22 protein-coding genes and 1 rRNA gene are annotated in these 26,596 nt (G+C 70.9%); 15 read left to right on the top strand and 8 right to left on the bottom strand.

Features of this window, described 5'->3' with window-relative positions:
• Window positions 1–135 precede the first annotated feature (135 nt).
• The 3 genes from OIE74_RS15975 to OIE74_RS15965 form a co-directional block, all read right to left on the bottom strand.
• Window positions 136–759: a SigE family RNA polymerase sigma factor gene (locus OIE74_RS15975; protein WP_329392318.1), complete on the bottom strand. Its 624-nt coding sequence runs from the start codon at window positions 757–759 to the stop codon at window positions 136–138.
• 323 nt (window positions 760–1,082) lie between these two features.
• The gene (locus tag OIE74_RS15970; protein ID WP_329383599.1) at window positions 1,083–2,003 is read right to left on the bottom strand and encodes an A/G-specific adenine glycosylase; all 921 of its coding nucleotides are present in this window, start codon (window positions 2,001–2,003) and stop codon (window positions 1,083–1,085) included.
• A 167-nt stretch (window positions 2,004–2,170) separates the two neighbouring features.
• Window positions 2,171–2,932: a phosphatase PAP2 family protein gene (locus OIE74_RS15965; RefSeq protein WP_329392317.1), complete on the bottom strand. Its 762-nt coding sequence runs from the start codon at window positions 2,930–2,932 to the stop codon at window positions 2,171–2,173.
• Window positions 2,933–3,121: 189 nt separating this feature from the next.
• On the opposite strand from OIE74_RS15965, the gene OIE74_RS15960 reads away from it, so the two are divergent.
• Window positions 3,122–3,976 (top strand): hypothetical protein, encoded by an 855-nt coding sequence (locus OIE74_RS15960; RefSeq protein ID WP_443076353.1) that lies wholly within the window; start codon window positions 3,122–3,124, stop codon window positions 3,974–3,976.
• Window positions 3,977–4,069: 93 nt separating this feature from the next.
• On the opposite strand, the gene disA is transcribed toward OIE74_RS15960, so the two are convergent.
• Both disA and radA read right to left on the bottom strand, forming a co-directional pair.
• Entirely contained in the window at window positions 4,070–5,203 is a 1,134-nt protein-coding gene (gene disA, locus OIE74_RS15955) for a DNA integrity scanning diadenylate cyclase DisA (RefSeq protein ID WP_329383594.1), read from the bottom strand.
• A gap of 44 nt (window positions 5,204–5,247) precedes the next feature.
• On the bottom strand, window positions 5,248–6,660 hold the full coding sequence (gene radA / locus OIE74_RS15950) for a DNA repair protein RadA (RefSeq protein WP_329383590.1): 1,413 nt from the start codon (window positions 6,658–6,660) through the stop codon (window positions 5,248–5,250).
• Window positions 6,661–6,839: 179 nt separating this feature from the next.
• Here radA and OIE74_RS15945 point away from each other — a divergent pair, with 179 nt between their 5' ends.
• Entirely contained in the window at window positions 6,840–8,744 is a 1,905-nt protein-coding gene (locus tag OIE74_RS15945) for a BACON domain-containing protein (RefSeq protein ID WP_329383587.1), read from the top strand.
• Window positions 8,745–8,769: 25 nt separating this feature from the next.
• On the opposite strand, the gene OIE74_RS15940 is transcribed toward OIE74_RS15945, so the two are convergent.
• A complete protein-coding gene (locus OIE74_RS15940; protein ID WP_329383584.1) occupies window positions 8,770–9,606 on the bottom strand; it encodes a hypothetical protein in 837 nt (278 codons plus the stop codon).
• A 39-nt stretch (window positions 9,607–9,645) separates the two neighbouring features.
• Here OIE74_RS15940 and OIE74_RS15935 point away from each other — a divergent pair, with 39 nt between their 5' ends.
• The 4 genes from OIE74_RS15935 to ilvD all read left to right on the top strand — a co-directional run bounded on the left by OIE74_RS15935 (window position 9,646) and on the right by ilvD (window position 14,225).
• Complete coding sequence (locus OIE74_RS15935) at window positions 9,646–10,584, top strand: Ppx/GppA phosphatase family protein (protein ID WP_329383581.1); 939 nt, start codon at window positions 9,646–9,648, stop codon at window positions 10,582–10,584.
• A 140-nt stretch (window positions 10,585–10,724) separates the two neighbouring features.
• Complete coding sequence (locus OIE74_RS15930) at window positions 10,725–11,651, top strand: sugar phosphate isomerase/epimerase family protein (RefSeq protein WP_329383578.1); 927 nt, start codon at window positions 10,725–10,727, stop codon at window positions 11,649–11,651.
• Window positions 11,648–12,259 carry a TetR/AcrR family transcriptional regulator gene (locus tag OIE74_RS15925; RefSeq protein WP_329383575.1) on the top strand — a complete coding sequence of 204 codons (612 nt, stop codon included), beginning with the start codon at window positions 11,648–11,650 and terminating at the stop codon, window positions 12,257–12,259. The genes OIE74_RS15930 and OIE74_RS15925 overlap by 4 nt, the downstream gene beginning before the upstream one ends.
• Before the next feature lie 115 nt (window positions 12,260–12,374).
• Complete coding sequence (ilvD, locus tag OIE74_RS15920; protein ID WP_329383572.1) at window positions 12,375–14,225, top strand: dihydroxy-acid dehydratase; 1,851 nt, start codon at window positions 12,375–12,377, stop codon at window positions 14,223–14,225.
• 50 nt (window positions 14,226–14,275) lie between these two features.
• On the opposite strand, the gene OIE74_RS15915 is transcribed toward ilvD, so the two are convergent.
• A complete protein-coding gene (locus OIE74_RS15915; RefSeq protein ID WP_329383569.1) occupies window positions 14,276–16,492 on the bottom strand; it encodes a serine/threonine-protein kinase in 2,217 nt (738 codons plus the stop codon).
• A 140-nt stretch (window positions 16,493–16,632) separates the two neighbouring features.
• Between OIE74_RS15915 and OIE74_RS15910 the strand changes: the two genes are divergently transcribed.
• The 8 genes from OIE74_RS15910 to proC all read left to right on the top strand — a co-directional run bounded on the left by OIE74_RS15910 (window position 16,633) and on the right by proC (window position 23,182).
• On the top strand, window positions 16,633–16,974 hold the full coding sequence (locus tag OIE74_RS15910; protein ID WP_329383566.1) for an SH3 domain-containing protein: 342 nt from the start codon (window positions 16,633–16,635) through the stop codon (window positions 16,972–16,974).
• A 231-nt stretch (window positions 16,975–17,205) separates the two neighbouring features.
• Window positions 17,206–17,661, top strand: coding sequence for a hypothetical protein (locus OIE74_RS15905; protein ID WP_329392316.1), 456 nt, complete (start codon window positions 17,206–17,208; stop codon window positions 17,659–17,661).
• 67 nt (window positions 17,662–17,728) lie between these two features.
• On the top strand, window positions 17,729–18,520 hold the full coding sequence (locus OIE74_RS15900) for a class I SAM-dependent methyltransferase (RefSeq protein ID WP_329383563.1): 792 nt from the start codon (window positions 17,729–17,731) through the stop codon (window positions 18,518–18,520).
• 61 nt (window positions 18,521–18,581) lie between these two features.
• Window positions 18,582–19,454 (top strand): RNA polymerase sigma factor SigJ, encoded by an 873-nt coding sequence (gene sigJ / locus OIE74_RS15895; protein ID WP_329383561.1) that lies wholly within the window; start codon window positions 18,582–18,584, stop codon window positions 19,452–19,454.
• A gap of 45 nt (window positions 19,455–19,499) precedes the next feature.
• Window positions 19,500–20,624 (top strand): NAD(P)/FAD-dependent oxidoreductase, encoded by a 1,125-nt coding sequence (locus OIE74_RS15890; protein ID WP_329383559.1) that lies wholly within the window; start codon window positions 19,500–19,502, stop codon window positions 20,622–20,624.
• 50 nt (window positions 20,625–20,674) lie between these two features.
• Window positions 20,675–21,445: an ABC transporter ATP-binding protein gene (locus OIE74_RS15885; protein ID WP_329383556.1), complete on the top strand. Its 771-nt coding sequence runs from the start codon at window positions 20,675–20,677 to the stop codon at window positions 21,443–21,445.
• On the top strand, window positions 21,442–22,245 hold the full coding sequence (locus OIE74_RS15880; RefSeq protein ID WP_329383553.1) for an ABC transporter permease: 804 nt from the start codon (window positions 21,442–21,444) through the stop codon (window positions 22,243–22,245). The genes OIE74_RS15885 and OIE74_RS15880 overlap by 4 nt, the downstream gene beginning before the upstream one ends.
• 127 nt (window positions 22,246–22,372) lie before the next feature.
• Window positions 22,373–23,182 (top strand): pyrroline-5-carboxylate reductase, encoded by an 810-nt coding sequence (gene proC / locus OIE74_RS15875; RefSeq protein ID WP_329383550.1) that lies wholly within the window; start codon window positions 22,373–22,375, stop codon window positions 23,180–23,182.
• Between the two features lie 25 nt (window positions 23,183–23,207).
• Here proC and trpS read toward each other — a convergent pair whose 3' ends face one another.
• Window positions 23,208–24,206 carry a tryptophan--tRNA ligase gene (gene trpS, locus OIE74_RS15870; RefSeq protein ID WP_329383547.1) on the bottom strand — a complete coding sequence of 333 codons (999 nt, stop codon included), beginning with the start codon at window positions 24,204–24,206 and terminating at the stop codon, window positions 23,208–23,210.
• Window positions 24,207–24,967: 761 nt separating this feature from the next.
• Between trpS and OIE74_RS15865 the strand changes: the two genes are divergently transcribed.
• Window positions 24,968–26,491 (top strand): 16S ribosomal RNA (locus tag OIE74_RS15865).
• The last annotated feature ends 105 nt before the right edge of the window (window positions 26,492–26,596 follow it).

Genomic DNA, 26,596 nt, shown 5'->3' with positions numbered 1-26,596 from the left:
CGTCGGCCGCGGGGCCGTCCGCGCTGCGCCCGTCCGCGGACCGTCCGTCCGCATCCGATGCCCAGTCGTCCGTGCGCCGGTCGTCCGCCGCACGGCGGGTCGTTCTCGGGGCAGGTGTGCTCTCTCCGTCGCGCCTCAGGCCGCGCACCGCTCCTGCCCCCGTCCGTCGCGACGATAACCGGCACGCTGCGGAGCGCGGGCGCGCGGCGTGCGGCGTTCGGGCCCCCGGATCCCCGGCGTCGTCCGGCGCTCCGCGTCGCGGCGCTCCAGCTCCCGGGCCTCCAGCTCCTCGCGGAGTCTGGCGAGCGCCCGGTGCAGCGTGCTCTTCACGGTACCGGTAGACATTCCGAGTGCCGCCGCCGTCTCCTCCGTACTCATCTGCTCCCAGTGCCGCAGCACCACCACGCTGCGCTGCTTCGGCGCCAGGACCCCGAGGATGTCGATGAGCAGGGCGCGGTCGGCGCGCTGCTCGGCGCCGTCCTCGACGCAGGGCTCGGGCAGCTGCTCGGTCGGCACCTCTTCGAGCCTGCGCGCCCGCCACCACTCCGTACGCGTATTGATCATGACGCGGCGCAGATAGGCGTCGGCGAGCGACTTGTCGGCGATGCCGTCCCAGCGGCCGAACGTACGGGCCAGGGCGGTCTGGAGCAGGTCCTGGGCGTCGACGGGGTCGGGGACCAGCCGCCGGGCACTGCGCAGCAGTGCCTCCTGCCGGGTGCGTACGTACTCCTCGAATTCGAGCACCTCGCCGTGCGACATGAAAACCGCCTCCCACCCCGTGAACTGCACCGTGTACCGCGCTGCCGTGTTCTTCACTGACGTTCCAGAAGTTACGGAGGGGTTGTCACGAGGCCGTGCGCGCCAGCCGTCGGCGGGCGCACGGACATCCATCGGTTGTGTAACGGCGGGGATGGAAGGGGCGAACGGCGGCACAGACGAACGGCCGGCCCGGTGGGGCCGGCCGAGGCGGCGGGATGGGATGGCGGGATGGGATGGTGCCAGGTCGGTCGCGCGGTGGTACGAGGGCCGGACGGCGCGGTCAGGCCGGTGAGGCCGGTGAGGCCAAGCCGAGTCAGGTCAGGTCAGGTCAGCGGCAGCCGGTACAGATCGTCCGCCATCGGTTCGACCAGCCCGTCGGCCACCAGCCCGTCCAGCGCCCTGGCCCGCTGCACCGGTTCCTCCCACACGGCGTCGAGCACCGCGAGGGGCACCGGCGCCACCGCCTCGCGCAGCACGGCGAGCAGCTTCCCGCGCACCTGCCGGTCCGTGCCCGCGTACGTCTGCCCGCGCCGGGCCGGACCCTGGTGCACCGGTTTGCCGGCCAGCCGCCAGGCGCACTGCGAGGCGATCGGGCACCGTGCGCAGTCCTCGTTCTTCGAGGTACACACGAGCGCGCCGAGTTCCATGGAGGCGGCGGCCCAGCGGGCGGCCGTCGACTCGTCGGCGGGCAGCAGCGCGCGGGCCAGTTTGCGTTCGGCGGCGGTCGTCGCGTTCGGCGGGTACTGGATTCCGGCGGCGGCGCGCGCGAAGACGCGCCGTACGTTCGTGTCGAGGACGGCGTACCGCTGTCCGTACGCGAACGAGGCCACAGCCGCGGCCGTGTACTCGCCGATCCCGGGCAGCGCGAGCAACTGGCTGTGCTCGCGCGGTACGTCGCCGCCGAACCGCTCCGTTATCGCCAGGGCCGCCCCGTGCAGCCGGAGGGCCCGGCGCGGATAGCCGAGTCTGCCCCAGGCGCGTACCGCTTCGCCGGGCGCATCGGCGGCCAGGTCGGCGGGGCGTGGCCAGCGCGCGAGCCACTGTTCGTACACCGGGAGCACCCGGGCGACCGGGGTCTGCTGGAGCATGAACTCGCTGACCATCACACCCCAGGCGCCCGTTTCGGGTCGGCGCCAGGGCAGGTCGCGGGCGTGCGCGTCGAACCACGCGATGACGGGGTCGTGAAGGGTGGCCGGGGCGATGGCCGGCGCCGTGGTCGCGGAAGTCGCTGGAGTCGCAGTCATGACAGGACCGATCCTGGCACGTTCGGTCCTGGGGGCCGTGCAGCCGCCCGGTGTGCGCCGGGCGTTGAGGGGTGGTGACGGGGGCGCGAAGGGGGCGCGTCGGGAGCCGAACGGTACCGGCCGACCGGGGGTGAACCGTGTGTGGACGGCGTATGAACCGGGTGTACTCAGAAGCGCGACTGGGGCCGTTCCCTCTGTCGGCCGAGCGCGCCGGAGTCCTCGCCCGCCCCGCTTCCGGCCCGGTCCCCCGCGCCGTGATCCGGGAGCGGGCCGCGACCACCGGTGACCTCTCCACCGGCCTGCCCCGTGAGCCGAGGGGCGCGCGGTCCCGGCCCCGCGAACCAGACCACCAGCCCCGTACGGCTCGTCCGCATCGTCTCGATCAGCACCCGCGCGGGCCGCGTCAGCGCGAGGACCACGAGCGTCGCCACCAGCCCGCCGAGCAGCAGCCCCACGGCCACGTCGTGCGGATAGTGCACACCGACGAAGACCCGGGAGAAGGCGGCGAACAGCGCCAGCGGGAGCGTCAGGAACGCGATCCTCCGCCATGCGATGGCGAGCGCGACCGCCGAGGCGGCGGCGATGGTCGAGTGGTTGCTGGGGAAGGACCAGTCGCCGACCGGCGGGCAGGTCGCCAGCGACGTGGCCGCGCCCGCGACCGCGCGGCACGGCCGCTCCTCCTGGATGGCGCTCTTGGCCAATTCGCTGCTCACGTACGCGAGGGCGGTCGCGAGGGGCCCAACTACCGCTCTGGCCATGGCCCGTGAGTCTCCGGACCGCGTACGCCACCAGCCGGCGAGGAACAGAACTCCCAGGATCACGATCACGGCCTCCGTCCCGATCTCGACGAAGTGCCGTACCCAGGACGGCGATTGATGGGCGAGATCGGTAATGTCGCGGTAAAGGCCGCTGGTGACGGAGGGGTCCATGGTCACGGACCGTACCCTTCGACCTACCGCTCGCGCATCTCGCCACCGGCAGCCGAACCCCTGATGAAAGGGGTAAGTGGGGCCTCTCGGGCGTCCGTTGCATGATGATGATCCGTAAAACTTGCGAGACCAGCGCCATGTGGGGCGGGAGTTGGCCAAGAACTCTCGTAGAGTTGCGCCGTGGGATCTATGCGCAATCCGGTCGGGCCGCTTCCCTCCTCCATCTACTGGCGACGGAGGGCACTAGCGGCGACTCTGGTCGCGCTGCTCGCGTTGCTCGTCGTATGGGTCGTCACCTCCGGTGGTGACGACGGCGGAAAGAAGCGCGACGACAGTGCGAACGGCGAGGCTCCCCCTCCCTCGATCACCCCTGGACCGTCCGGATCCGGCCCCGCGATAAGTGAACAGCCGGGCGGGCGCGACGAGTCGGGCGACCCCGGCGGAAGCGACGACCCCGGCAGCGGTGGTACGGACGCGGGCTCGGGCGCCGACGGCGGCGCCGGTGGCGACAACGGCGGTGCCGGTACGGGCGGTTCGGGCGGCGCCGCGGGAAGTGGCGGCGATGCGGGCAGCGGTGGCAGTGGTGGTGACGGCGCGGGCGGCAGCACCACCGGCGAGCAGGTGCCGGTCGGATCGAGTCTCCCCAACTGCGCCCCGAGCGCGCTGACTCTGAGGCTGGAGAGCCGCAAGGTCGCCTACGAGCCGGGTGAGAAGCCCTCGTTCAGGCTCGTGGCCACCAACGGTTCGGGCAAGGACTGCAAGGCGGACCTCGGGCCCAGGTCCGTGGTGCTGACCGTCACCAACTCCGAGAGCGACGAGATCTGGTCCTCCAAGGACTGCCCCAAGATCGGCCAGTTGCTGCTGAAGGTGCCCGCGGGCGGCACGGTCACGCGGACAGTCGTCTGGGACCTCACGCAGAGCGTCCCGCAGTGCGCCACACCGCCGCCCGGCAAGGCCGAGCCCGGCACCTACCTGGTCGAGGCGGCGGCGTCCGGCGCCACCGTCAAGCAGGGCCAGACGTCCATCAGGCTGGACAAGGACTGAGTGGACCGGGCCGGCCGCCCGCCTTCGTACGTACGCAGGTGTCCGGAGGCGTGAGCGGGTGCACGGAGGCGTACGCGGGCCGTCGCCCGTACGTCAGACGTACCGCTCCAGGATGGACGACTCCGCCAGCCGCGACAGGCCCTCGCGCACGCTGCGCGCCCGCGCCTCGCCCACCCCGTCCACCGTCTGGAGATCGTCCACACTCGCCGCCAGCAGCTTCTGCAGCCCGCCGAAGTGCTCGACCAGCCGCTCGATGATCGCGCCCGGCAGCCGCGGCACCTTGGCCAGCAGCCGGTACCCGCGCGGCGAGACCGCCGAGTCGAGCGTCTCGGGCGATCCGCTGTGACCCAACGCCCGTGCGACGACGGGCAGTTCCAGCAGCTCGGTGTGGGAGAGCGAGTCCAGCTCGGTCATCGCCTCGGCGACCGTACGGGACCGCTTCGCGGTCGGCTCGGGCACATAGTCCCGTACGACGAGCTCACGCTCGGGCTCGACGCCCGCGATCAACTCGTCCAGCTGGAGGGCGAGAAGCCGCCCGTCGGTGCCCAGCTCGACCACGTACTCCGCGATCTCCGTGGCGATCCTGCGCACCATCTCCAGACGCTGCGAGACCGCCGACACGTCCCGGACCGTCACCAGGTCCTCGATCTCCAGCGCGGAGAGCGTGCCGGCGACCTCGTCCAGCCGGAGCTTGTACCGCTCCAGGGTCGCGAGCGCCTGATTGGCACGCGACAGGATCGCGGCCGACTCCTCAAGAACCCGGCGCTCCCCGTCCACGTACAGCGCGATCAGCCGCATCGACTGCGACACCGAGATGACGGGGAACCCGCACTGCTTGGAGACCCGGTCCGCCGTGCGGTGGCGGGTGCCGGTCTCCTCGGTCGGGATGGAGGCGTCGGGGACGAGCTGGACACCGGCCCGCAGAATTTTGGTGATGTCTTTGTCGAGGATGAGCGCGCCGTCGAGCTTGCACAGCTCTCGGAGCCTCGTCGCGGTGAATTCCACGTCCAGCACGAAGCCGCCCGTGCACATCGCCTCGACGGTCTTGTCCATGCCCAGGACGATGAGACCGCCGGTGTTCCCCCGGAGGATCCGCTCCAGGCCGTCACGCAGCGCCATGCCGGGCGCCACGGCGCTCAGTGAGGCGCGCATCAGCGCTTCGGTGCCGGATCCACCGGAGCCACCACCGGACTTTCCGGGTGCTGCTGCCCGGTCGTTGGCTGCCACTGCACTCCTCCGGCTCGTACGGATGGGCGAGACCAGGGCAAAGTCTACCGGCGGTCCTTGCCGTCCCGTGGGGCGTCCGGGCGACCCCGGCGCGGAAGCACGCTGAGAGCCGCCCCCATGTCGGCCACTTCTGTGACCTTCATACCGGCCGGGACCTTCCCGGGATCGGTCGGGACGAGGGCGTGTGTGAAACCGAGCCGGTGCGCCTCGGCCAGTCTGCGCTGGACGCCCGTCACCCTTCTGACCTCGCCCGCGAGACCCACCTCGCCGATCGCGACGAGGTTCTTCGGCAGCGGGGTGTCGCTCGCCGCCGATGCCAGGGCGAGGGCGACCGCCAGGTCCGCGGCCGGCTCCGAGAGCTTCACACCGCCGACCGTCGCGCTGTAGATGTCGCGCTTGCCGAGCGCGCTGATCCGGCCGCGCTGCTCCAGAACGGCCAGCATCATCGAGACGCGGGAGGTCTCCAGGCCCGAGGTGGTGCGCCGGGGGGACGGGATCTGGGAGTCGACCGTCAGCGCCTGCACCTCGGCGACGAGCGGGCGGCGGCCTTCGAGGGTGACCGTGAGGCAGGTGCCGGGGACCGGCTCGTCACGGCGGGTGAGGAAGAGGCCGGAGGGATCGGCGAGACCCGTGATGCCTTCGTCGTGCAGTTCGAAGCAGCCGACCTCGTCCGTCGTCCCGTACCGGTTCTTGACGCCCCGCACGAGCCGCAGCCGCGCGTGCCGGTCGCCTTCGAAGGAGAGCACGACGTCCACCAGGTGCTCCAGCAGCCGCGGACCCGCGATCGCGCCGTCCTTGGTGACATGGCCGACGAGCAGGGTGGACATGCCCCGTTCCTTGGAGACCCGGATGAGCGCGCCCGCCACCTCCCGGACCTGGGCCATGCCGCCGGGCGCCCCGTCGATCTCGGGCGATGCCACCGTCTGTACGGAGTCCAGGATGAGCAGCGACGGCTTGACCGCGTCGAGATGCCCGAGGACGGCGGAGAGATCCGTCTCGGCGGCGAGATAGAGATGGTCGTCAATGGCTTTGATGCGGTCCGCGCGCAGCCGTACCTGGCTCGCCGACTCCTCGCCGGTGACATAGAGCGTGCGGTGCTCTGAGTCGGCCGCCTTCGCCGCGACGTCCAGGAGCAGCGTGGACTTGCCCACGCCCGGCTCGCCGGCCACCAGCACGACGGCTCCCGGCACGAGACCGCCGCCGAGGACGCGGTCCAGCTCGTCCACGCCCGTCGAGCGTGCCGTGGCCGTCCGGCCGTCGACCTGGCCGATCGGGACGGCCGGGGTGCTGACCCGTCCCGCCGCAGTCGTCCGTACGGCGGGCGCGCCGAACTCCTCGACCGTGCCCCAGGCCTGGCATTCGGGGCAGCGGCCGAGCCACTTGACGGTCGTCCAGCCGCAGTCGGTGCAGCGGTAGGACGGCCGGTCCTTGGCGGATTTGGTACGGGCGACAGCCATGGCGCCACCGTATAGGCGACCACTGACAACCCTTGCCGCGGAGGTCACTTCACCCGTCGGCGGGGCGGGCCGGGACCCGTTGGCGCGGAAGATACGGGTATGGCGGACTTTTCATCCGTACGGATTAAAAGTAGGCAAGCGTCGGGAAGGTCGTGCGCTCCCCTGTCTACCGTCGGTGGGTGACGAGCAGCAGACTGGAGCCCCCCGCGCACACCACCGGCGCACACCGTGCGCCCCGTCGCGTGCCCCGATCGGGTACGCACACGCCGGGCGCAGACCGCCCGGATACGAACGCGCCGGCCACCCACCGCCCGCCCGTGCGGTACGAGCCGTATCTGGACGGGCTGTTCACGTACTGCCTCTCCGTGCTGTGCGACCACGACGCGGCGACCGAGGTGCTCGGCCAGGTCCTGGCCATCTCCGAGCGCCACTACGGGCGTTGCCCGGCGGGCGAGGGGGAGCGCGGGGCCTGGCTCTACTCGCTCGCCCGGTGGGCCTGTCTGCGCCGGCTCGGTGAGCAGCGCGCGAGCCGCCCGGGGGCGCACACCGGCCGTCGCGGGCCGGACCCGGCCGAGGGCGGGCACAAGGACTCCGCCTTGCCACCGGAGGTCGCCGCGCGCCGTCGGCGTGAACTCGCCATGCTGGCCTGGCCCGAGGCCGCCGGTACGACACCCGAACAGCGCGAAGCGCTCGAACTGGCCGTACGCCACGGGCTCGGCGCGCGCGACGTCGCCGCCGTCCTGTCCATGGAGCAGCTGCCCGCGCGCGAACTGCTCAACTCCGCCGCCTGCGAGGTCGAGCGCACCAGGGCCGCGCTCGCCGTCGTGGAGACGGGCAACTGCCCGGCCGTCGCCCAGCTCACCGGCGACGACCAGGTCCTTCTCTCGGCCGCGCTCCGCCGCGAGCTGGTCCGGCACGTGGACGACTGCCCGCGCTGCCGCCGCGCCGCCGAGCGCGCCGAGGCCGCGGGCCCCTGGCCCGGCTCGGCCGCCGCCACCCGCGCCGCCCGGCCCACCTCGTCGGGCGTGCCCTCCTGGGCCGCGTCCCCGGCCGTCCTGCCGCTCGTCGAGGCCCCCCGGTCCGCGGCGTACACCGCCATGACGAACACCCCGCGCGCGCGTGCCACCACCCCGCGCTTCGGCCGCAACGGCTTCCCCATGGACCCCAAGGACCGCGCCGCCCGCCGCGACCGGCTGCGCGCGCGGGCCGTCACGACCACCGTCGTGGCGACCGTCGTCGCGGCGCCCGTGTTCGCCCTCTGGGCGGCGTACCGGGGCGCGCCGCCGACCGGGGAGGGCCACGGCGGGACGTCGGTCAGCGCCGGTGACGCCGAGCGGCGCGGCGCGCACGGCGCCGACCCGTACGACACCTATGAGAACGCGGGCAACGCCCAGGACCGGCCCGGTGACCCCTTCGCCCGCGGCGGTAAGGACCCCGACGTCTCCGTCGAGGTCATCAGCGACGGCACGGGCGGCCCGTCCGGCACCCCCGGAGCGGGTTCGGGACGGCTCGCGGTCACGGCCGAGTCGAGCGGCGACCGTACGAGGATCACGCTCACCGCGACCGGCGGCGAGCCCGTCTCGTGGTCGGCCTGGACCAGCGCGTCCTGGCTGCGGCTGAGCCGTACGTCCGGCACGCTCGCCCCCGGCAGGTCCGTCACCGTCCACGTCCACGTGGACCACGCGCGCGAGCCGTCAGGACCGTGGCGCGCCCGTATCGGGCTGAGCCCCGTGGGCTCGGTGGTGGCGATCAGCGGTTACGGTGCCAGGCCGCCGTCCTCGTGGGACCCCGGCCACGGTCACGGTCAGGGGCCCGGTCCCGGCAGGCCGACGCGCCCGCCGTCCTCGCCGCCGCCGGGCACGGGCGGCCCCGGCCCGAGCGACCCGGGCGGACCGACCGATCCGGGTCCGACCGACCCCACCGATCCGCCGCCCGGCACGGGCGACCCGACGGACCCGACCGATCCGACGGATCCGCCGCCAGGCTCCGGCGACCCGAGCCCGCCCGGAGACCCGTCCGGTCCGCCGGACCCGGGTGGCTCGGGCGGTTCGGGCGATGCGGACACGCCGCCCGCGTCTCCGTGAGCGGGCGTGCCGCCGTCCTCCGCCGTCAGGCCGGGGGCGCGGGCGCCGGCACCGGGTCCGCCGGGTGCGGGGCGACGAGCGGCAGCGCGCTCGCCAGCCGTGCCTCGCAGAGCTCGACCAGCGTGTCGTACCCGGCCTTGCCCATCAGCTCCGTCAGCTCGGGCGCGTACGTCCGGTACACGGGCTCGCCCGCCCCGTGCGCCGACGTCGCCGATGTGCACCACCAGTGCAGGTCGTGCCCGCCGGGGCCCCAGCCCCGCCGGTCGTACTCGCCGATCGTCACCTGGAGCACCCGCGACTCGTCGGGCCGCTCGATCCAGTCGTACGTACGCCGCACCGGCAGCTGCCAGCAGACGTCGGGCTTCGTCTCCAGCGGCTCGCGGTCCTCCCGCAGCGCCAGGATGTGCAGCGCGCAGCCCGCGCCGCCGGCGAAACCGGGCCGGTTCTGGAAGACGCACGAGCCGTCCCAGCGGCGCGTCTTGCGCGCGCCGTCGTCGTCCGTCTCCACCCAGCCGCTGTCCGCTCCCACGTCGTGGAACTGCCACAGCTCCGGCGTGAGCCGTTTCACGTGCCCCGCGACCCGCTTCTCGTCGTCCTCGTCGGAGAAGTGCGCCCCCAGCGTGCAGCAGCCGTCGTCGGCGCGGCCCGCCTCGATGCCCTGGCAGCCGCTGCCGAAGACACAGGTCCAGCGAGAGGTGAGCCAGGTCAGATCGCACCGGAAGACCTGGTCCTCGTCGGCCGGATCAGGGAATTCGACCCAGGACCGCGCGAAGTCCAGCCCCTTCTCGTCGGGCGGAATCTGCTCATGCTGCTTCTTGGCGCGTCTGGCTTTGCCCGGCTTCGCCTTGTTCGTCTTTGGCACGGGTCCAGCGTATGCGCGTCACCGCAGTAGCGTTCGCGCATGAGACTCGGAGTTCTCGACGTCGGTTCGAACACCGTCCACCTGCTGGCGGTCGACGCGCATCGCGGCGCGCGCCCGCTGCCCGCCCATTCCCACAAGACCGAGCTGAGGCTCGCCGAACTGCTCGACGCGGACGGCGCGATCGGCCCCGACGGCGTGGACCGGCTGGTGGCCACGGTCGCCGACGCGCTCCAGGCGGCCGAGGACAAGGGCTGCGAGGCGGTGCTGTCGTTCGCGACGTCCGCCGTGCGCGAGGCGAGCAACGCCGACCAGGTACTCGCCAGGGTCAAGGCGGAGACGGACGTTGACCTCCATGTCCTGACCGGGGACGAGGAGGCCCGGCTGACGTTCCTCGCCGCCCGGCGCTGGTTCGGGTGGTCGGCGGGGCGGCTGCTGGTCCTGGACATCGGCGGCGGCTCGCTGGAGATCGCCTACGGCGTCGACGAGGAACCGGACGCCGTGGCGTCCCTGCCCCTGGGCGCCGGCCGCCTCACCGCGGCCTGGCTGCCCGGCGATCCGCCCGATCCCGGGGCCGTGAAGGAGCTGCGCCGCCATGTGCGGGCCGAGATCGCCCGTTGCGTCGGTGAGTTCACCCGCTTCGGCGAACCGGACCATGTCGTGGCCACCTCGAAGACCTTCCGGCAGCTGGCCAGGATCGCCGGGGCCGCCCGGTCCGCCGACGGGCTCTATGTACAGCGGGACCTGAGCCGTAAATCGCTGGAGGAGTGGGTCCCCAAACTGGCGGTGATGCCCGCCGCGCGCCGTGCCGCGCTGCCCGGTGTGTCGGACGGGCGGGCGCCCCAGCTGCTCGCTGGCGCGCTGGTCGCGGACGCGGCTATGGATCTGTTCGGCGTCGACGAGCTGGAGATCTGCCCCTGGGCGCTGCGCGAGGGCGTGATCCTGCGACGGCTGGACCAGCTGCCGACGACGCAGGTCTGAGCGCCGCTTCCTGCGACCGCTCGCCTGTAGAGCGCTCGCCCTGTGACGGCTCGCCCTCTTCAGGAGGGCGAGCCGTTGCACTCGTCACTTTCCCCGCCGCTGCCCGCGAAGCCGCCCTCCGCTGCCCGTACCCTGTCCCCGTGGCAGAAGCAGTGGTGCGCATCCCGGATGCGAAGGTCGCGCTGTCGACGGCCTCCGTCTATCCGGAGTCCACGGCGACGGCCTTCGAGATCGCCGGGCGCCTCGGGTACGACGGCGTCGAGGTCATGGTCTGGACGGACCCCGTCAGCCAGGACATCGAGGCACTGCGCCGGCTCTCCGACTATCACCACGTGCCGATCCTCGCCATCCACGCGCCCTGTCTGCTGATCACGCAGCGCGTCTGGTCGACGGACCCGTGGACCAAGCTCCAGCGCGCGCAGGCCGCCGCCGAGCGGCTGGGCGCCTCCACCGTCGTCGTACACCCGCCGTTCCGCTGGCAGCGCCAGTACGCGCGCGACTTCGTCACCGGCGTCTGGCGCATGGCCGACGAGACGGACGTGCGGTTCGCCGTCGAGAACATGTACCCGTGGCGCTACCGGGACCGTGAAGTGCTCGCGTACGCCCCCGACTGGGACGTGACGAAGGACGACTACCGCCACTTCACCGTCGACCTGTCGCACACCGCCACCGCCCGCGCCGACGCGATGTCCATGGTCGGCCGCATGGGCGACCGGCTGGGGCACATCCATCTCGCCGACGGCAACGGCTCGGCCAAGGACGAGCACCTGGTGCCAGGACGCGGCACCCAGCCCTGCGCCGAACTCCTCGAACAGCTCGCGGGCAGCTCCTTCGACGGGAACGTCGTCATCGAGGTCAACACCCGGCGCGCGATGTCCTCGGCCGAACGCGAGGCCGACCTGGCGGAGGCGCTGGCCTTCACCCGGCTGCACCTGGCGTCGACGGGGACCGCCGCCGGATCGCCGACCGGCTCCGCCGCCGGTACGCCGTCGGGAGCGTCCGCCGCGGAGACCCGGGCGCCGCAGCCGCGCCTGTCGTACGGCCGCCCGGGGATGCGCCGCCGATGACGGGTACGGCCCCGCGCCGCCGTGGCCGCCCCGCCCGCTCGGACACGGACACCGGTCCCGGCACGCGCGAACGGATCCTGGATGCGGCCCGTACGGAGTTCGCCGAGCGCGGCTTCGACAAGACCTCCGTAAGAGGCATCGCGAAGGCGGCGGGCGTGGACCCCGCCCTCGTGCATCACTACTTCGGTACGAAGGAGGAGGTCTTCGGCGCCGCCATCGAGGTCTCCTTCGAGCCGGCGATGGTGCTTCCCGCGCTGCTGAGCGGCGGCGAGGAGGGCATCGGCGAGCGGCTCGCGCGCTACTTCATCAGCGTGTGGGAGAACCCGGTGTCCCGGGCCCCGCTGCTCGCGATCATCCGTTCCGCCGTGACGAACGAGGCGGCGGCGGCCCTGCTGCGCAAGTTCGTGCTGCGGCGGCTGCTGGAGCGGATCGCGGTGGAACTGGACGTACCGGATCCCACCCTCCGCGCCGAGCTGGCCGCCTCGCACATGATCGGGATCGCGATCCTGCGGTACGTGCTCAAGGCGGAGCCGCTGGCCTCCGTGGACACGGACGAGATCGTCAGACTCGTCGCGCCGACGCTCCAGCGGTATCTGACCGAAGCCTGAGCGGAACCCGGACAGGTGTCCCGCATTCCGGACGGAGAGTCCAGATCTTGGAGCGGTGGGCGTAGGCTCGAAAAAGTCATTTCCACCGAAGGATCTGCCGAAGGAGCGAGCGACGATGCCCGAGCTGAGGTCCCGCACTGTCACCCACGGCCGCAACATGGCGGGCGCACGCGCCCTTATGCGGGCGTCGGGCGTAGCGAGCGAGGACATCGGCAAGCCGATCGTCGCCGTGGCCAACTCCTTCACCGAGTTCGTCCCCGGCCACACCCACCTCGCCCCCGTCGGCCGGATCGTCTCCGAGGCGATCAAGGCCGCCGGAGCCGTCCCGCGTGAGTTCAACACCATCGCCGTCGACGACGGCATCGCGATGGGCCACGGAGGCATGCTCTACAGCCTGCCGTCCCGCGATCTGATCGCCGACTCCGTCGAGTACATGGTCGAGGCGCACTGCGCGGACGCGCTGATCTGCATCTCCAACTGCGACAAGATCACGCCGGGCATGCTGATGGCGGCGATGCGCCTCAACATCCCCACGGTCTTCGTCTCCGGCGGCCCGATGGAGGCCGGCAAGGCCACCCTCGTCGACGGCACCGTCCGCAAGCTGGACCTGATCAACGCGATCTCGGACGCCGTCAACGAGTCCGTCTCGGACGAGGACATCCTCCGTATCGAGGAGAACGCCTGCCCGACCTGCGGCTCCTGCTCCGGCATGTTCACCGCCAACTCGATGAACTGTCTCGCGGAGGCCATCGGCCTCGCCCTGCCCGGCAACGGCTCGGTCCTCGCCACGCACACCGCGCGCAAGGCGCTGTACGAGAACGCGGGCCGCACGGTCGTCGACATCGCCCAGCGCTACTACGAAGGCGGCGACGAGACCGTCCTGCCGCGCAACATCGCCACCCGCGCGGCCTTCGACAACGCCATGGCACTCGACATCGCCATGGGCGGCTCCACGAACACGATCCTGCACCTCCTCGCCGCCGCCCAGGAGGCCGGTCTCGACTACGGCCTGGACGAGATCGACGCCGTCTCGCGGCGCGTCCCGTGCCTGGCGAAGGTCGCGCCGAACGTCGCGCCCGGCGGCACGTACTACATGGAGGACATCCACCGGGCCGGCGGCATCCCCGCCATCCTGGGCGAGCTGTACCGGGGCGGCCTTCTTGATGAGGACGTGCACTCGGTGCACTCCGACTCGCTCGACGAGTGGCTCAAGACCTGGGACGTGCGCGGCGGTTCACCCTCCGAGGAGGCCGTGGAGCTGTGGCACGCGGCGCCCGGCTGCGAGCGCTCGGCGACCGCGTTCTCCCAGTCCGAGCGGTGGGACACGCTCGACCTGGACGCCGAGGGCGGCTGTATCCGCTCGCTGGAGCACGCGTACTCGAAGGACGGCGGACTCGCCGTGCTGAAGGGCAACCTGGCCGTCGACGGCTGTGTGGTGAAGACCGCCGGCGTGGACGAGTCGATCTGGACCTTCGAAGGCCCCGCAGTCGTCTGCGAGTCGCAGGAGGACGCCGTCGAGAAGATCCTCCGTAAGGAGATCGCGGAGGGCGACGTCATCGTCATCCGCTACGAGGGTCCGCGCGGCGGCCCCGGCATGCAGGAGATGCTCTACCCCACCTCGTATCTGAAGGGCCGCGGCCTGGGCAAGGCGTGCGCCCTGGTCACCGACGGCCGCTTCTCCGGCGGTACGTCGGGCCTGTCGATCGGCCACGCCTCGCCCGAGGCGGCGTCCGGCGGGACGATCGCGCTGGTACGGGACGGCGACCGGATCCGGATCGACATCCCGGGACGCTCGATCGAACTGCTCGTCGCGGACGACGAGTTGGCGGTCCGGCGGGACGCGCTGAACGGTGTGTACGAGCCGGTCGACCGCGAGCGCAAGGTCTCCGTGGCGCTGCGCGCGTACGCGGCGATGGCGACGAGCGCGGACAAGGGCGCGGTCCGCGACGTCTCCCTGCTGGGCTGACGCGCCGGCGCCTTTTCAACCGTGAGCGCGACCCCGGCACCCGGTGTCTGTCACCAGGTGCCGGGGTTCTCGCTGTCCACGGCGAAGACGGACCCGTCGGGCGCACCGGCGTAGACCCGGCCGGGCGCCGTCGCGGGGGCGGGCAGTGTCGACATGTAGGCGAGCTTTCCCGAGAGCAGACGTGGTTTCGTACGCCCGACCAGCGACCCGTTCGCCGTGTCGACCGTGATCAGCTGTCCGTCGGCGGCGGAGAAGTACAGCCGGTCACCGGCCGTCACGACGGGGCGGGACGAGCGGGCGACGTCGGTCTCCAACTCCCAGCGGGGCTTGGTGTTCTTCCCCGTACGGCGGGTGTCGACGGCCACCAGGCTCCCGCCCCGCGCCAGGAGATACGCGGTGTCGTCGCGTACGGCGAGCTGTGCATCGGTCATGACATACGGCAGCGGGACACGGCGCACGTCGCCCCGCGCGGGGTCGTAGCGCACGACCGCGTCCGTCATCGAGTCCCGGTCGAGCGACGCGAGGAACAGGGCGCCGCCCTCGGTGGCCACCGGATCGAGATTTCCGTCCAGCCGCCGCTGCCAGGCGAGTTCGCCGTTCTTCGGGTCCACCGCGCTGACCAGCGTGGTGCGGCCGTCGGCCGAGGACTCGGCGGCGTAGGTATGACCGGTCCCCGGGCTGTGGAAGGCGAGGATCGGGTCGGTGTGTCCGGGCAGCGGACGTTCCCAACGCCGCTTGCCCGTGGCGCCGTTGAGCGCCTCCACCCTTCCGTCGTTCCCGACGAGCAGGACGGTGTCGCCGGCATGGTGGACGCCGCCCTGGCGACCGGAGACGTCCGCGCTCCAGACCGGTGTGCCGTCGTCCTTGTCGTACGCCCGCAGGCGCGCGCTCTTCACGGAGGTGAGGACGGCGTGGACGAGGCCGCCGGAGACGACGGGCACGGACGGGGTCTCCGCGCCCGCGCCGTGCGACCAGATGACATGGCCGTCGGCCGGATCGAGGCGGGCGGCGGCGACGCCGGCGGTGGAGCAGAGCAGGGTCGCCGAGACGCCGGAGACGCTCGGTGTGTACGAACACGCCGGTGCGGTGCCGCGCTCGGCGGTCTTCCCGATGGCCGGGGCCAGCCACGGCTCGAAGGCCACGCCGGCTGTCTCCGCGGCGCCTGAGCCCCGCGGGGCGGACGAGGGGGCCCGTGTATCGCCGAAGCCCTGCGCGGCCCAGAGGGCGCCGTACACGAGCACCACGGCGCCGATTGCCAGCGCCGGCCACTTGACTTGGCCACGCCGTCCGCCGTCGCCCGCGGTCTTCGGCTCCACGGGCTCGCGCCTGCCGTCCCGCTTCGGAGCGGGACGGGGGGACGGCTTCGGCGTGGCCGCGCTCCCGGCCGGTGAGTGCGCACCGACGTGGGTGCGCTGCTCACCTCCGGGTACTGCCAACGGCCGCTCCGCCGAGCGCCGTTGAGCCGGTATGAACGCGTCCGCCTCGTAAGAAGGCGGACGCAGTTCCGACATGATCTCGTCAGGGGTGGGACGTTTCTGCGGATCCTTGGCGAGGCAACGCCCCACCAGCGGCGCCAGATCGGCGGGCAGCCCCACCAGATCGGCCTCGTCGTGTACCACCTGGTAGGCGACGATGTACGGGCTGTCCGAGTCGAACGGCCCGCGCCCGGTCGCCGCGTGCACCAGCAGCGACCCCAGCGCGAACACGTCGGCCGCGGGCCCCACTTCACGCGGACGCTGGAACTGCTCCGGCGCCATGTACGGCGGCGAGCCGATCAACTTCCCCGTCTCGGTGCGCAGATCGCTGTCGACCGGCCGCGAGATCCCGAAGTCGATCACCCTGGGGCCGTTGTCCGTAAGGAGTACGTTGCCGGGCTTGAGGTCCCGGTGGACGACACCGGCCCGGTGGATGTCCCGCAGCGCCTCGGCGAGTCCCGCCGTCAGCCGGCGCAACTCGGCGGGAGCCATGGGCCCGTTGCTCTTCACCTGCTCGGCCAGCGTCGGACCCGGGATGTACGAGGTGGCCATCCAGGGCCGCTCGGCGTCCGGGTCGGCGTCGACGACGGGCGCGGTGAAGGCACCGCTGACACGGCGCGCGGCGGCGACCTCCTGACGGAAGCGGGCGCGGAACTCCGGGTCCGCCGCGTACTGCTGGTGCACCACCTTCACGGCGAGTCGCAGGCCCGACGCGGAGCGTGCCAGATGTACGACGCCCATGCCACCGGAGCCGAGACAGGCCTCCAGGCGGTAACTGCCGGCGTATTCCATGTGTGTTTTCCCCCGTGTCGCTTTCTGCGATCGCGACTCACGGAGCCTAGTCGATGGTGCGGCTGTGGCTGAAGGGTGTTGCTAGCCTGCGCGTCGAAGAGTGTGAACATTCAACAAGATCAACAAGGGGGAGAGCAGCGATGGCTGTTGACGAGGCGGGGGACGTGGCAGAGCTCGCGCAGACGGACACGCGGACGGACACGGAGGCCGAGGCGGTGGCACTCGCCGCGGCGGTCGTCAGATACCCGATCGCGCCGGGCTACCGCGTCAATGTGCGCTCGGGTCCGGGCACGCACTACTCGGTGGTCCGCACCCTTCCGTACAACGTGAAGGTGCCGGTCTACTGCCAGAAGCCCGGCACGTCGGTGAACGGGCCGTACGGAACGTCGAACATCTGGGACAACATCGCCAACGGCGAGTTCGTCTCGGACGCGTACGTCAAGACGGGCAGCGACGGATACGTCGCCCCGCGCTGCGCCTGAGCCGCTGAGCCGCTGAGCCGCTGAGGCCGAGGCCCAGGTCCCTCGGTCCGGGCAGCGGCGCACAGGGATAATCATCTTGTGAGCCGGAGAAAGAGCGCAATTCCTGACGAGGGCGGCGAAGCCGCCGACACCCCCGCCGTCGCGGCAGCGGCAGCGCCGTCCACGGGCGGCGGCAGTCGCGACGGCGGAGGCGGTCCCGGCGGAGGTCCCGACGGCCCGCAGCCCGAGCCCATCCGCTTCTTCGGCACGACGTGGGTCGCCCACGACGGCGGGTACGGGCCGCGCCGCGTGGGCGTCGCCGCCGGCTCACTGACCGCCGCCGTGGGCGGGTGCTTCCTGCTGCGCTTCGCCTATCAGGGCCTGGAGATCGCGAACTCCAGTCCCTTCGTCGGCGTGCTCGTCATCGTGATGTTCTCGGTGTGCAGCGCTATCGCCTTCCGCAAGACCTGGGAAGGGTTCTCCAAGCGCCCGGTCGACGCCGCCCGCGAGGAGGCGCTGCGCAGTCTCAAGGGCATCGGCTTCATCGGCTCGCTGGTCGCGTACTTCGTGCGCTCACTCACCGAGGCGCCGGGGGAGGGGCTGCGGCGTACCGAGTACGAGACGGCCGTCGGCCAGTACGAGCGCCGCCGCACCGCCCGAACCCGCAACCCGGCCGCCCGCAAGGGCGGACGTACCAAGCGCAAGTGACGCGGGGCGGACCGGGCTCCCGAGGACCGCGCCCCCGCACACCCCCGCACCCGGCAGGATGGGACGCATGACCGATCGCGCGCTCTCCTTCGATGTCGTCGCCGGCCAGTACGACGCCGCCCGGCCCGGCTATCCGCCGGTGCTCTTCGACGCCGTCGAGGAACTGTCCGGCCGCCCTCTCAGTGGCTCCCGCGTCCTCGACGTCGGCGCCGGGACCGGTATAGCGACCCGTCTGCTGCGTGCGCGCGGCGCCGAGGTCGTCGCGGTCGAGCCGGGTCCCGGCATGGCCGCGCGGCTGCGCCAGGGTCTGCCCGACACCCCGCTGGTCAGGGGCTTCGGCGACGCGCTGCCGATCGCGGACGCGTCCGTCGATCTGGTGACGTACGCCCAGTCCTGGCACTGGACCGACCCGGCCCGCTCCGTCCCCGAGGCACTGCGGGTGCTGCGGCCGGGCGGCGCGCTCGCCCTGTGGTGGAACGTCGCCGACCCCACCGTGCCCTGGGTCGCCGCGCAGGAGGAACGGCTCCACCGGCTCGCGGGCGAGAGCGAGGCCGAGAGCTCGCACGGCTCGGGGGGCCGACGCGCCGAGAGACTGCCGCAGGACCTGCCGTGCGTGCGGCGCGAGTTGCACTGGACCCGCACCGTCCCGCTCGACACCCACCTTGCCAATCTCGGCAGCCACTCCTTTTTCCGCGTCCTCGGTGAGGAGGCCACGGCCGCCTGCCTCGCCGTCGAACGCGCCGAACTGCTCAAGATCTTTCCGACCGGCCAGGTCGACGAGGCGTACTCGGTCGAGCTGACTGTCACATTTCGCGACTCCGCTTCGTCTGTCCTTCGAGGCCCGTCGTCCGACGCCTGACGGCGGGGGTCCGGCACCGGGACCGGGCGAGACACCGGCACAGGGAGAGGAGCGCCGACACATGGCCGATCTGGCGGTTTTCGAGCGCGAGCGCAAGAGGCTGTGGGGCATCGCGTACCGCATCACCGGATCCGTCGCGGACGCCGAGGACGCGGTGCAGGAGACCTGGCTGCGCTGGCAGCGGCTGCCCGACGACGAGGCGGACGACCCCAGGTCGTATCTGACGACGGTCATCAGCCGGCTCTGCTACGACCAGCTCGGCTCCGCGCGCGCCCGCCGTGAGTCGTACGTCGGGCCGTGGCTGCCCGAGCCGGTGGTCACCGACAGTGGTCCGGAGGACCGGGTCACGCTGGACGAGTCCGTCGGGCTCGCCATGCTCACCGTGCTGGAGCGGCTGACACCGGCGGAGCGCACCGCGTTCATCCTGCACGACGTCTTCGCCGTGCCGTTCAAGGAGATCGCCGACGTCGTGGGGCGCACGCCCGATTCCGTACGGCAGCTGGCCTCCCGCGCCCGCCGCCGGGTACGGGCCGACGCGCCCCGCCGCTCCGTCGACCGGGGCGAACACCGGCGGGCCGTCGAGGCGTTCCTGTCGGCCGTGCTGGGCGGGGACTTCGACGGACTGCTGGAGATCCTCGACCCCGGGGTGGTGTGGCGCTCGGACGGCGGCGGCAAGGTCACGGCGGCCAGGCTGCCCGTCATCGGCGACGAGAAGGCCGTCCGCTTCGCGCGGCACCTCGCGCGTGACTACGACCCCGAGACGATGAGCGCCTCCGTACGCGAGGTGAACGGCGCCCCTGGCCTCGTGGTCACCGACCCCGTCGGCGACCGGGTCATCGTCTTCGCCTTCAGCGTGCACGGCGGGCTCATCACCGAGATCGACGCCGTGATCAACCCGGAGAAGCTGCGCCACCTCGACCTCGGGAGTCTGTGACCGCACTCACCGTCACAAGCTGGGGCGCTATGTCGTCCCCCTTGTATGACACCCACCAACACGCACCCCCTTCCTTCGGAGAAGCCGCGGATCGTCGTGGTCGGCGCGGGCTACGCGGGGATGATGTCCGCACTGCGCCTCGCCCCGCACGCCCACGTCACCCTCGTCGACCCCGCCGACCGGTTCACCGAACGCGTCCGGCTGCACGAACACGCGGCCGGACGCCCCGACGTCACCCACCCGCTCGGCTCATTTCTCCGCCCGACCGGGATCATCCATGTCGCCGCCCGCGCCACCGAGATCGACACCGCGGGCCGCGAGGTCCGTACCGACGACGGCCGTGTCCTGCCGTACGACCGGCTCGTCCACGCACTCGGCAGCCGCACCCGGTCCGTCGGCCCCGGCGACCGGGACCGCGCGTACACGGTCGAGTCGGCCACCGAACTGCACAAGCGCCTGAAGGACGGACCCGGCTCCCTGACGGTCGTGGGCGGCGGCCTCACCGGTATCGAGCTGTCCACCGAACTTGCCGAGACCCACCCCGGCTGGCGCGTCACCCTTCTTACGGAGGGCGACGTCGGCCCGGGGCTCTCCGCGAAGGGCCGCGCCCATGTCCGTACGGTGCTCGCCGGCCGCGGCGTACGTGTCGAGGAAGACCGCCGTGTCGCCGGTCCGGACGACATCGACACCGACGTCGTCGTGTGGGCCGCCTCGATGACCCCCAACACCGAACTGGCGCGCGCCGCCGGGATCGCGACCGACGCCGGAGGGCGGCTGGAGGTCGACGCGGTGCTGCGTTCGGTGTCCCACCCGGAGGTGTACGGCGCCGGCGACTCGGCCGCCGGGCACACCACCGCGGCCGGTGCGCTGCGCATGGGGTGCGCGGCGGCCCTTCCCTGCGGTTCGCAGGCCGCGAGCGCGATCATCGCCGAACTGCGCGGCCAGGAGCCGAAACCCCTGAACTTCTCCTATTACCTCCAGTGTCTGAGCCTGGGCCGCCACGACGGACTGGTCCAGTTCGTACGGCCCGACGACTCACCCCGCGAACGCGTCCTCACCGGCCGCCCCGCGGCGTACGTGAAGGAGGGCATCGTCCGCTCCACGGTCCGCTCGCTGAAGCTGGCGTCCCGTCAGCCGGCCCTGCTCGCACACATCCCGGGCTTCGGCTGAGCCCCTGGCCTTGACGGTGCGGCGCGGGCGGGAGCATTATTCATCAGGTGATGAATAAAGCAGAGGCTGCCATCCGCGCCCACGGACTGCGCGTCGTACGGGGCGAACGCACCGTGCTGCGCGACCTCGGCTTCGCCGTACCGCCCGGTCGGATCACCGGCCTCCTCGGCCCGTCCGGCTGCGGCAAGTCCACCCTGATGCGCGCCGTCGTCGGCACCCAGGCCAAGGTCACCGGCACCCTGGACGTCCTCGGCCGCCCGGCCGGCGACGCCACGCTCCGCGCCCGCATCGGCTACGTCACCCAAGCACCCTCGGTCTACGACGACTTGACGATCCGTCAGAATCTGGAGTACTTCGCGGCCGTCCTCAACCCCGGACGCTCCCACCGCGACGCCCGCGACGAGACCGTCCACCGCGCCATCTCCGACGTCGACCTCACCTCCCACGCCGACGCCCTCGCCGGCAGGCTCTCCGGCGGCCAGCGCAACCGCGTCTCGCTCGCCGTCGCCCTGCTCGGCACACCCGAACTCCTCGTCCTCGACGAACCGACCGTCGGCCTCGACCCCGTCCTCCGCCGCGACCTGTGGGAGCTCTTCCACCGCATCGCAGCCGACCGCGCGGCCACGCTCCTCGTCTCCTCCCATGTGATGGACGAGGCCGAACGCTGCCACCGCCTCCTCCTGATGCGCGAAGGCGACATCCTCGCCGACGACACCCCCGACGCCCTGCGCACCCGCACCGGCCGCGAAACGGTCGAAGAAGCCTTCCTCCACCTGGTCGACGAGGCCAACGCCCACGCACTCCAGGAGACCCCGCGATGACCACCCCGACCCCGGCCCCGGCCGCCCCCTCGCCCCAGGTCTCGGCCCGCCCGCCGCGCGCCTTCTCCGGAGCCCGCACCCTGGCCACCGCCGCCCGCGTTCTGCGTCAACTGCGCCACGACCCCCGGTCCATCGCGCTGATGATCCTCGTCCCGTGCGTGATGCTCTTCCTCCTGCGCTACGTCTTCGACGCCGACGCCCGCACCTTCGACGCCATCGGCGCCTCACTGCTCGGCATCTTCCCGCTGATCACGATGTTCCTGGTCACCTCCATCGCCACCCTCCGCGAGCGCACGTCGGGCACCCTGGAACGCCTGCTCGCCATGCCCCTCGGCAAGGCCGACCTCATCGCCGGCTACGCCCTCGCCTTCGGCGCCCTCGCGGTCCTCCAGTCCCTCCTCGCCACCGGGCTCGCCGTCTGGGGCCTCGGCCTGGACGTCATCGGCTCACCCTGGCTGCTCCTGCTGGTCGCACTCCTCGACGCCCTGCTCGGCACGGCTCTCGGACTCTTCGTCTCCGCCTTCGCCTCCTCCGAATTCCAGGCGGTCCAGTTCATGCCGGCGGTGATCTTCCCCCAACTGCTGCTCTGCGGACTGTTCACCGCACGCGAGAACATGCACCCGGTACTCGAAGCGATCTCGAACGTCCTGCCCATGTCCTACGCCGTCGACGGCATGAACGAGGTCCTGCGCCACTCCGAGGTCACCGGCGACTTCGTCCGCGACATCGGGATCGTCGCCGGCTGCGCGGTCCTGGTCCTCGCCCTGGGCGCGGCCACCCTCCGCCGCCGCACCGCGTAGGGAGTGTCGGGCCCGCCCGCCGTTCCGCCACGCGGACACGGCGGGCCCGCCCTCGCCGCCGGTGCGAGGATGGTCATGGACGTTCCGTACGACAGCTCGACCCACCCCACCGGCGAGGTGACCCCGCATGACCAAGACCATCGCAGTGCTCGGTACCGGCAAGATCGGCGAAGCTCTCCTCAGTGGCATGATCCGCGCCGGCTGGCGCCCCGCCGACCTCCTGGTCACCACCCGCCGCGCCGAACGCGCCGACCAGCTCCGGGACCGCTACGGCGTCGAACCCGTCACCAACGCCGAAGCCGCCAAGCGCGCCGACACGCTCATCCTCGCCGTGAAGCCGCAGGACATGGGCAAGCTCCTCGACGAACTCGCCCCCCACGTCCCCGCCGACCGCCTGGTCATCAGCGCCGCCGCGGGTATCCCCACGTCCTTCATCGAGGAACGCCTCACCACCGGTATCTCCGTCGTACGCGTCATGCCCAACACTCCCGTCCTCGTGGACGAAGGCATGTCCGTCATCTCCGGCGGCAGCCACGCCACCCCCGCCGACCTCAGCCACACCGAGGAGATCTTCGGCGGCGTCGGCAAGACGGCCCGCGTCCCCGAGTCCCAGCAGGACGCGGCGACCGCCCTCTCCGGCTCGGGCCCCGCGTACTTCTACTTCCTCGTCGAGGCCATGACCGACGCCGGCATCCTCCTCGGCCTGCCCCGCGCCCAGGCCCACGACCTCATCGTCCAGGCCGCCATCGGCGCCGCGGTCATGCTGCGCGACAGCGGCGAACACCCGGTGAAGCTCCGCGAGGCCGTGACCTCCCCGGCGGGCACCACCATCAGCGCCATCCGCGAGCTGGAGAACCACGGCGTACGGGCCGCCCTCATCGCCGCCATCGAAGCCGCCCGCGACCGCAGCCGCGAACTGGCCTCCGGCAACGGCTGACCGACCCGCCCCGTTCCTCGTCCTGTCAGCCTGCGGGCAACAGCCCGACCGCGTCATAGGCCGCGTCCACCACCGGCCGGGCCATCTCCCTGGCCCGCTCCGCACCCTCCTTCAGAACCTTGTCCACATGACCGGGATCCGCCGCGAGTTCCGCATGCCGCGCCCGGACCGGCCGCAACAGCTCGATGACGGCCTCCGCGGTGTCCTGCTTGAGTGAGCCGTACGACTCATAGGCACCGGCAAGCTCACTCGGGTTCCCGCCTCCGCACGCCGAGAGAATCTCCAGCAGATTGGCCAACCCGGGTTTGGCGACCGGGTCGTACTCGACCTCGCGGCCGCTGTCCGTGACCGCCCGCATCACCTTTCTGCGCACCACGTCCGTCTCGTCGAGCAGATAGACGATCCCGGCGCCCGACTCGTGCGACTTCCCCATCTTCGAGCTCGGATCCTGCAGATCCATGACCCGCGCGGCCACCGGCGGATTCGTGGCCCTGGGCACGGTGAACGTCGGCCCGTAGCGAAGGTTGAAACGCTCGGCCAGGTCGCGCGTCAGCTCCACATGCTGCGTCTGGTCGTCACCGACCGGCACCTCGTCGGTCCGGTACGCGAGGATGTCCGCCGCCATCAGTGCCGGATAGGTCAGCAGCGACGCCCGCACACTCTGCCCGGCGGCCTTCGCCCGCACGGACTTCTCCTTGTACTGGATCATGCGCCGCAGCTCGCCGTCCGTGGCCGTGCACTCCAGCAGATAGGAGAGCCGGGTGTGCGCGCCGACATGACTCTGCACGAAGACGGTGCACCGAGCGGGGTCCAGCCCCGCGGCGAGCATGAGCGTCGCCGCCTGCCGGCTGAGTCTGCGCACCCTGGCCGGATCGTGCTCCACGGTCAGGGCGTGCAGATCGACGATGCTGAACAGGGCGTCGGCCCGGTACTGATCCACCTCGGCCCACCTGCGTACGGCCCCGAGGTAGTTGCCCAACGTCAGATGGCCCGTCGGCTTGATTCCACTGAAGATCCGCGTCATCTCACTCGTCCCACTCCTGGTCGGAGCCGCCGCCCGGGGCCGGGCTCTCGGACCTCCACCAGGGGAGAAACGCGAACGGCCGCCAGAGCGGCGGCCGTTGGTCACATACGTGTCAGCGGGCCGCCGTCAGACGGCCCGCCAGCTGAAAGTGCACGCATGCGTGGTCATGGGAGCAAGAGTACGCGCGCCCTACCCCGATGACCCGAGGTTGACACGTCCAAGTCGTGAACGTAATGTTCTCCGAGCTGTCCGAAGTGAGCATCGACCCCGGTCGATCCCCGGACGGTCATTCCGCAAGGCCACTGCAAACGTGCGACATCCGGTCGCTTTCTTTTGCGCGCGCTTTTGCGAAATGAGGAATCCGCGTTCGAACACGGGACGCGAAACCCCGATTAGCGTCGGGGGAAGGGTTCCGCTAAGGTTTCACTCGTCGGAACGGCCGCAGGGCCGGAAAGACAAACCCGCTGACTGGGAATCAGGCGCCGAAAGGTTCTGATAGAGTCGGAAACGCAAGACAGCAAGACCGAAGGGAAAGCCCGGAGGGACCCGGAGACGGGACCGAAGGAAGCGTCCGTTCCTTGAGAACTCAACAGCGTGCCAAAAGTCAACGCCAGATATGTTGATACCCCGGCCTGGTCCACCTGTTTGGTGGGTTGGGTTTGGGTTCCTTTGATAGAAACACAGCGAGGACGCTGTGAACACCGGGTCTTATTCCGTCCTGGTGTTCCGCTCTCGTGGTGGCGCCCGATATCGGGCATACATTCACGGAGAGTTTGATCCTGGCTCAGGACGAACGCTGGCGGCGTGCTTAACACATGCAAGTCGAACGATGAAGCCTTCGGGTGGATTAGTGGCGAACGGGTGAGTAACACGTGGGCAATCTGCCCTGCACTCTGGGACAAGCCCTGGAAACGGGGTCTAATACCGGATAATACTGTTCCCCTCATGGGGGGTGGTTGAAAGCTCCGGCGGTGCAGGATGAGCCCGCGGCCTATCAGCTTGTTGGTGGGGTAATGGCCTACCAAGGCGACGACGGGTAGCCGGCCTGAGAGGGCGACCGGCCACACTGGGACTGAGACACGGCCCAGACTCCTACGGGAGGCAGCAGTGGGGAATATTGCACAATGGGCGGAAGCCTGATGCAGCGACGCCGCGTGAGGGATGACGGCCTTCGGGTTGTAAACCTCTTTCAGCAGGGAAGAAGCGCAAGTGACGGTACCTGCAGAAGAAGCGCCGGCTAACTACGTGCCAGCAGCCGCGGTAATACGTAGGGCGCAAGCGTTGTCCGGAATTATTGGGCGTAAAGAGCTCGTAGGCGGTTTGTCACGTCGGGTGTGAAAGCCCGGGGCTTAACCCCGGGTCTGCATTCGATACGGGCAGACTAGAGTGTGGTAGGGGAGATCGGAATTCCTGGTGTAGCGGTGAAATGCGCAGATATCAGGAGGAACACCGGTGGCGAAGGCGGATCTCTGGGCCATTACTGACGCTGAGGAGCGAAAGCGTGGGGAGCGAACAGGATTAGATACCCTGGTAGTCCACGCCGTAAACGTTGGGAACTAGGTGTTGGCGACATTCCACGTCGTCGGTGCCGCAGCTAACGCATTAAGTTCCCCGCCTGGGGAGTACGGCCGCAAGGCTAAAACTCAAAGGAATTGACGGGGGCCCGCACAAGCAGCGGAGCATGTGGCTTAATTCGACGCAACGCGAAGAACCTTACCAAGGCTTGACATACACCGGAAAGCATCAGAGATGGTGCCCCCCTTGTGGTCGGTGTACAGGTGGTGCATGGCTGTCGTCAGCTCGTGTCGTGAGATGTTGGGTTAAGTCCCGCAACGAGCGCAACCCTTGTTCTGTGTTGCCAGCATGCCTTTCGGGGTGATGGGGACTCACAGGAGACCGCCGGGGTCAACTCGGAGGAAGGTGGGGACGACGTCAAGTCATCATGCCCCTTATGTCTTGGGCTGCACACGTGCTACAATGGCCGGTACAATGAGCTGCGATACCGTGAGGTGGAGCGAATCTCAAAAAGCCGGTCTCAGTTCGGATTGGGGTCTGCAACTCGACCCCATGAAGTCGGAGTTGCTAGTAATCGCAGATCAGCATTGCTGCGGTGAATACGTTCCCGGGCCTTGTACACACCGCCCGTCACGTCACGAAAGTCGGTAACACCCGAAGCCGGTGGCCCAACCCCTTGTGGGAGGGAGCTGTCGAAGGTGGGACTGGCGATTGGGACGAAGTCGTAACAAGGTAGCCGTACCGGAAGGTGCGGCTGGATCACCTCCTTTCTAAGGAGCACTTCTTACCAAGCTTCTGTTTGGTCAGAGGCCAGTTCATCGGCGAGTGTCCGGTGCTGGTTGCTCATGGGTGGAACGTTGACTATTCGGCTCTTC

The sequence above is a fragment of the Streptomyces sp. NBC_01716 genome (genome assembly GCF_036248275.1).
GTDB lineage: Bacteria > Actinomycetota > Actinomycetes > Streptomycetales > Streptomycetaceae > Streptomyces.
Note: the sequence above shows the minus strand (reverse complement) of the source record. Positions and strands in the feature narration are given on the sequence as shown.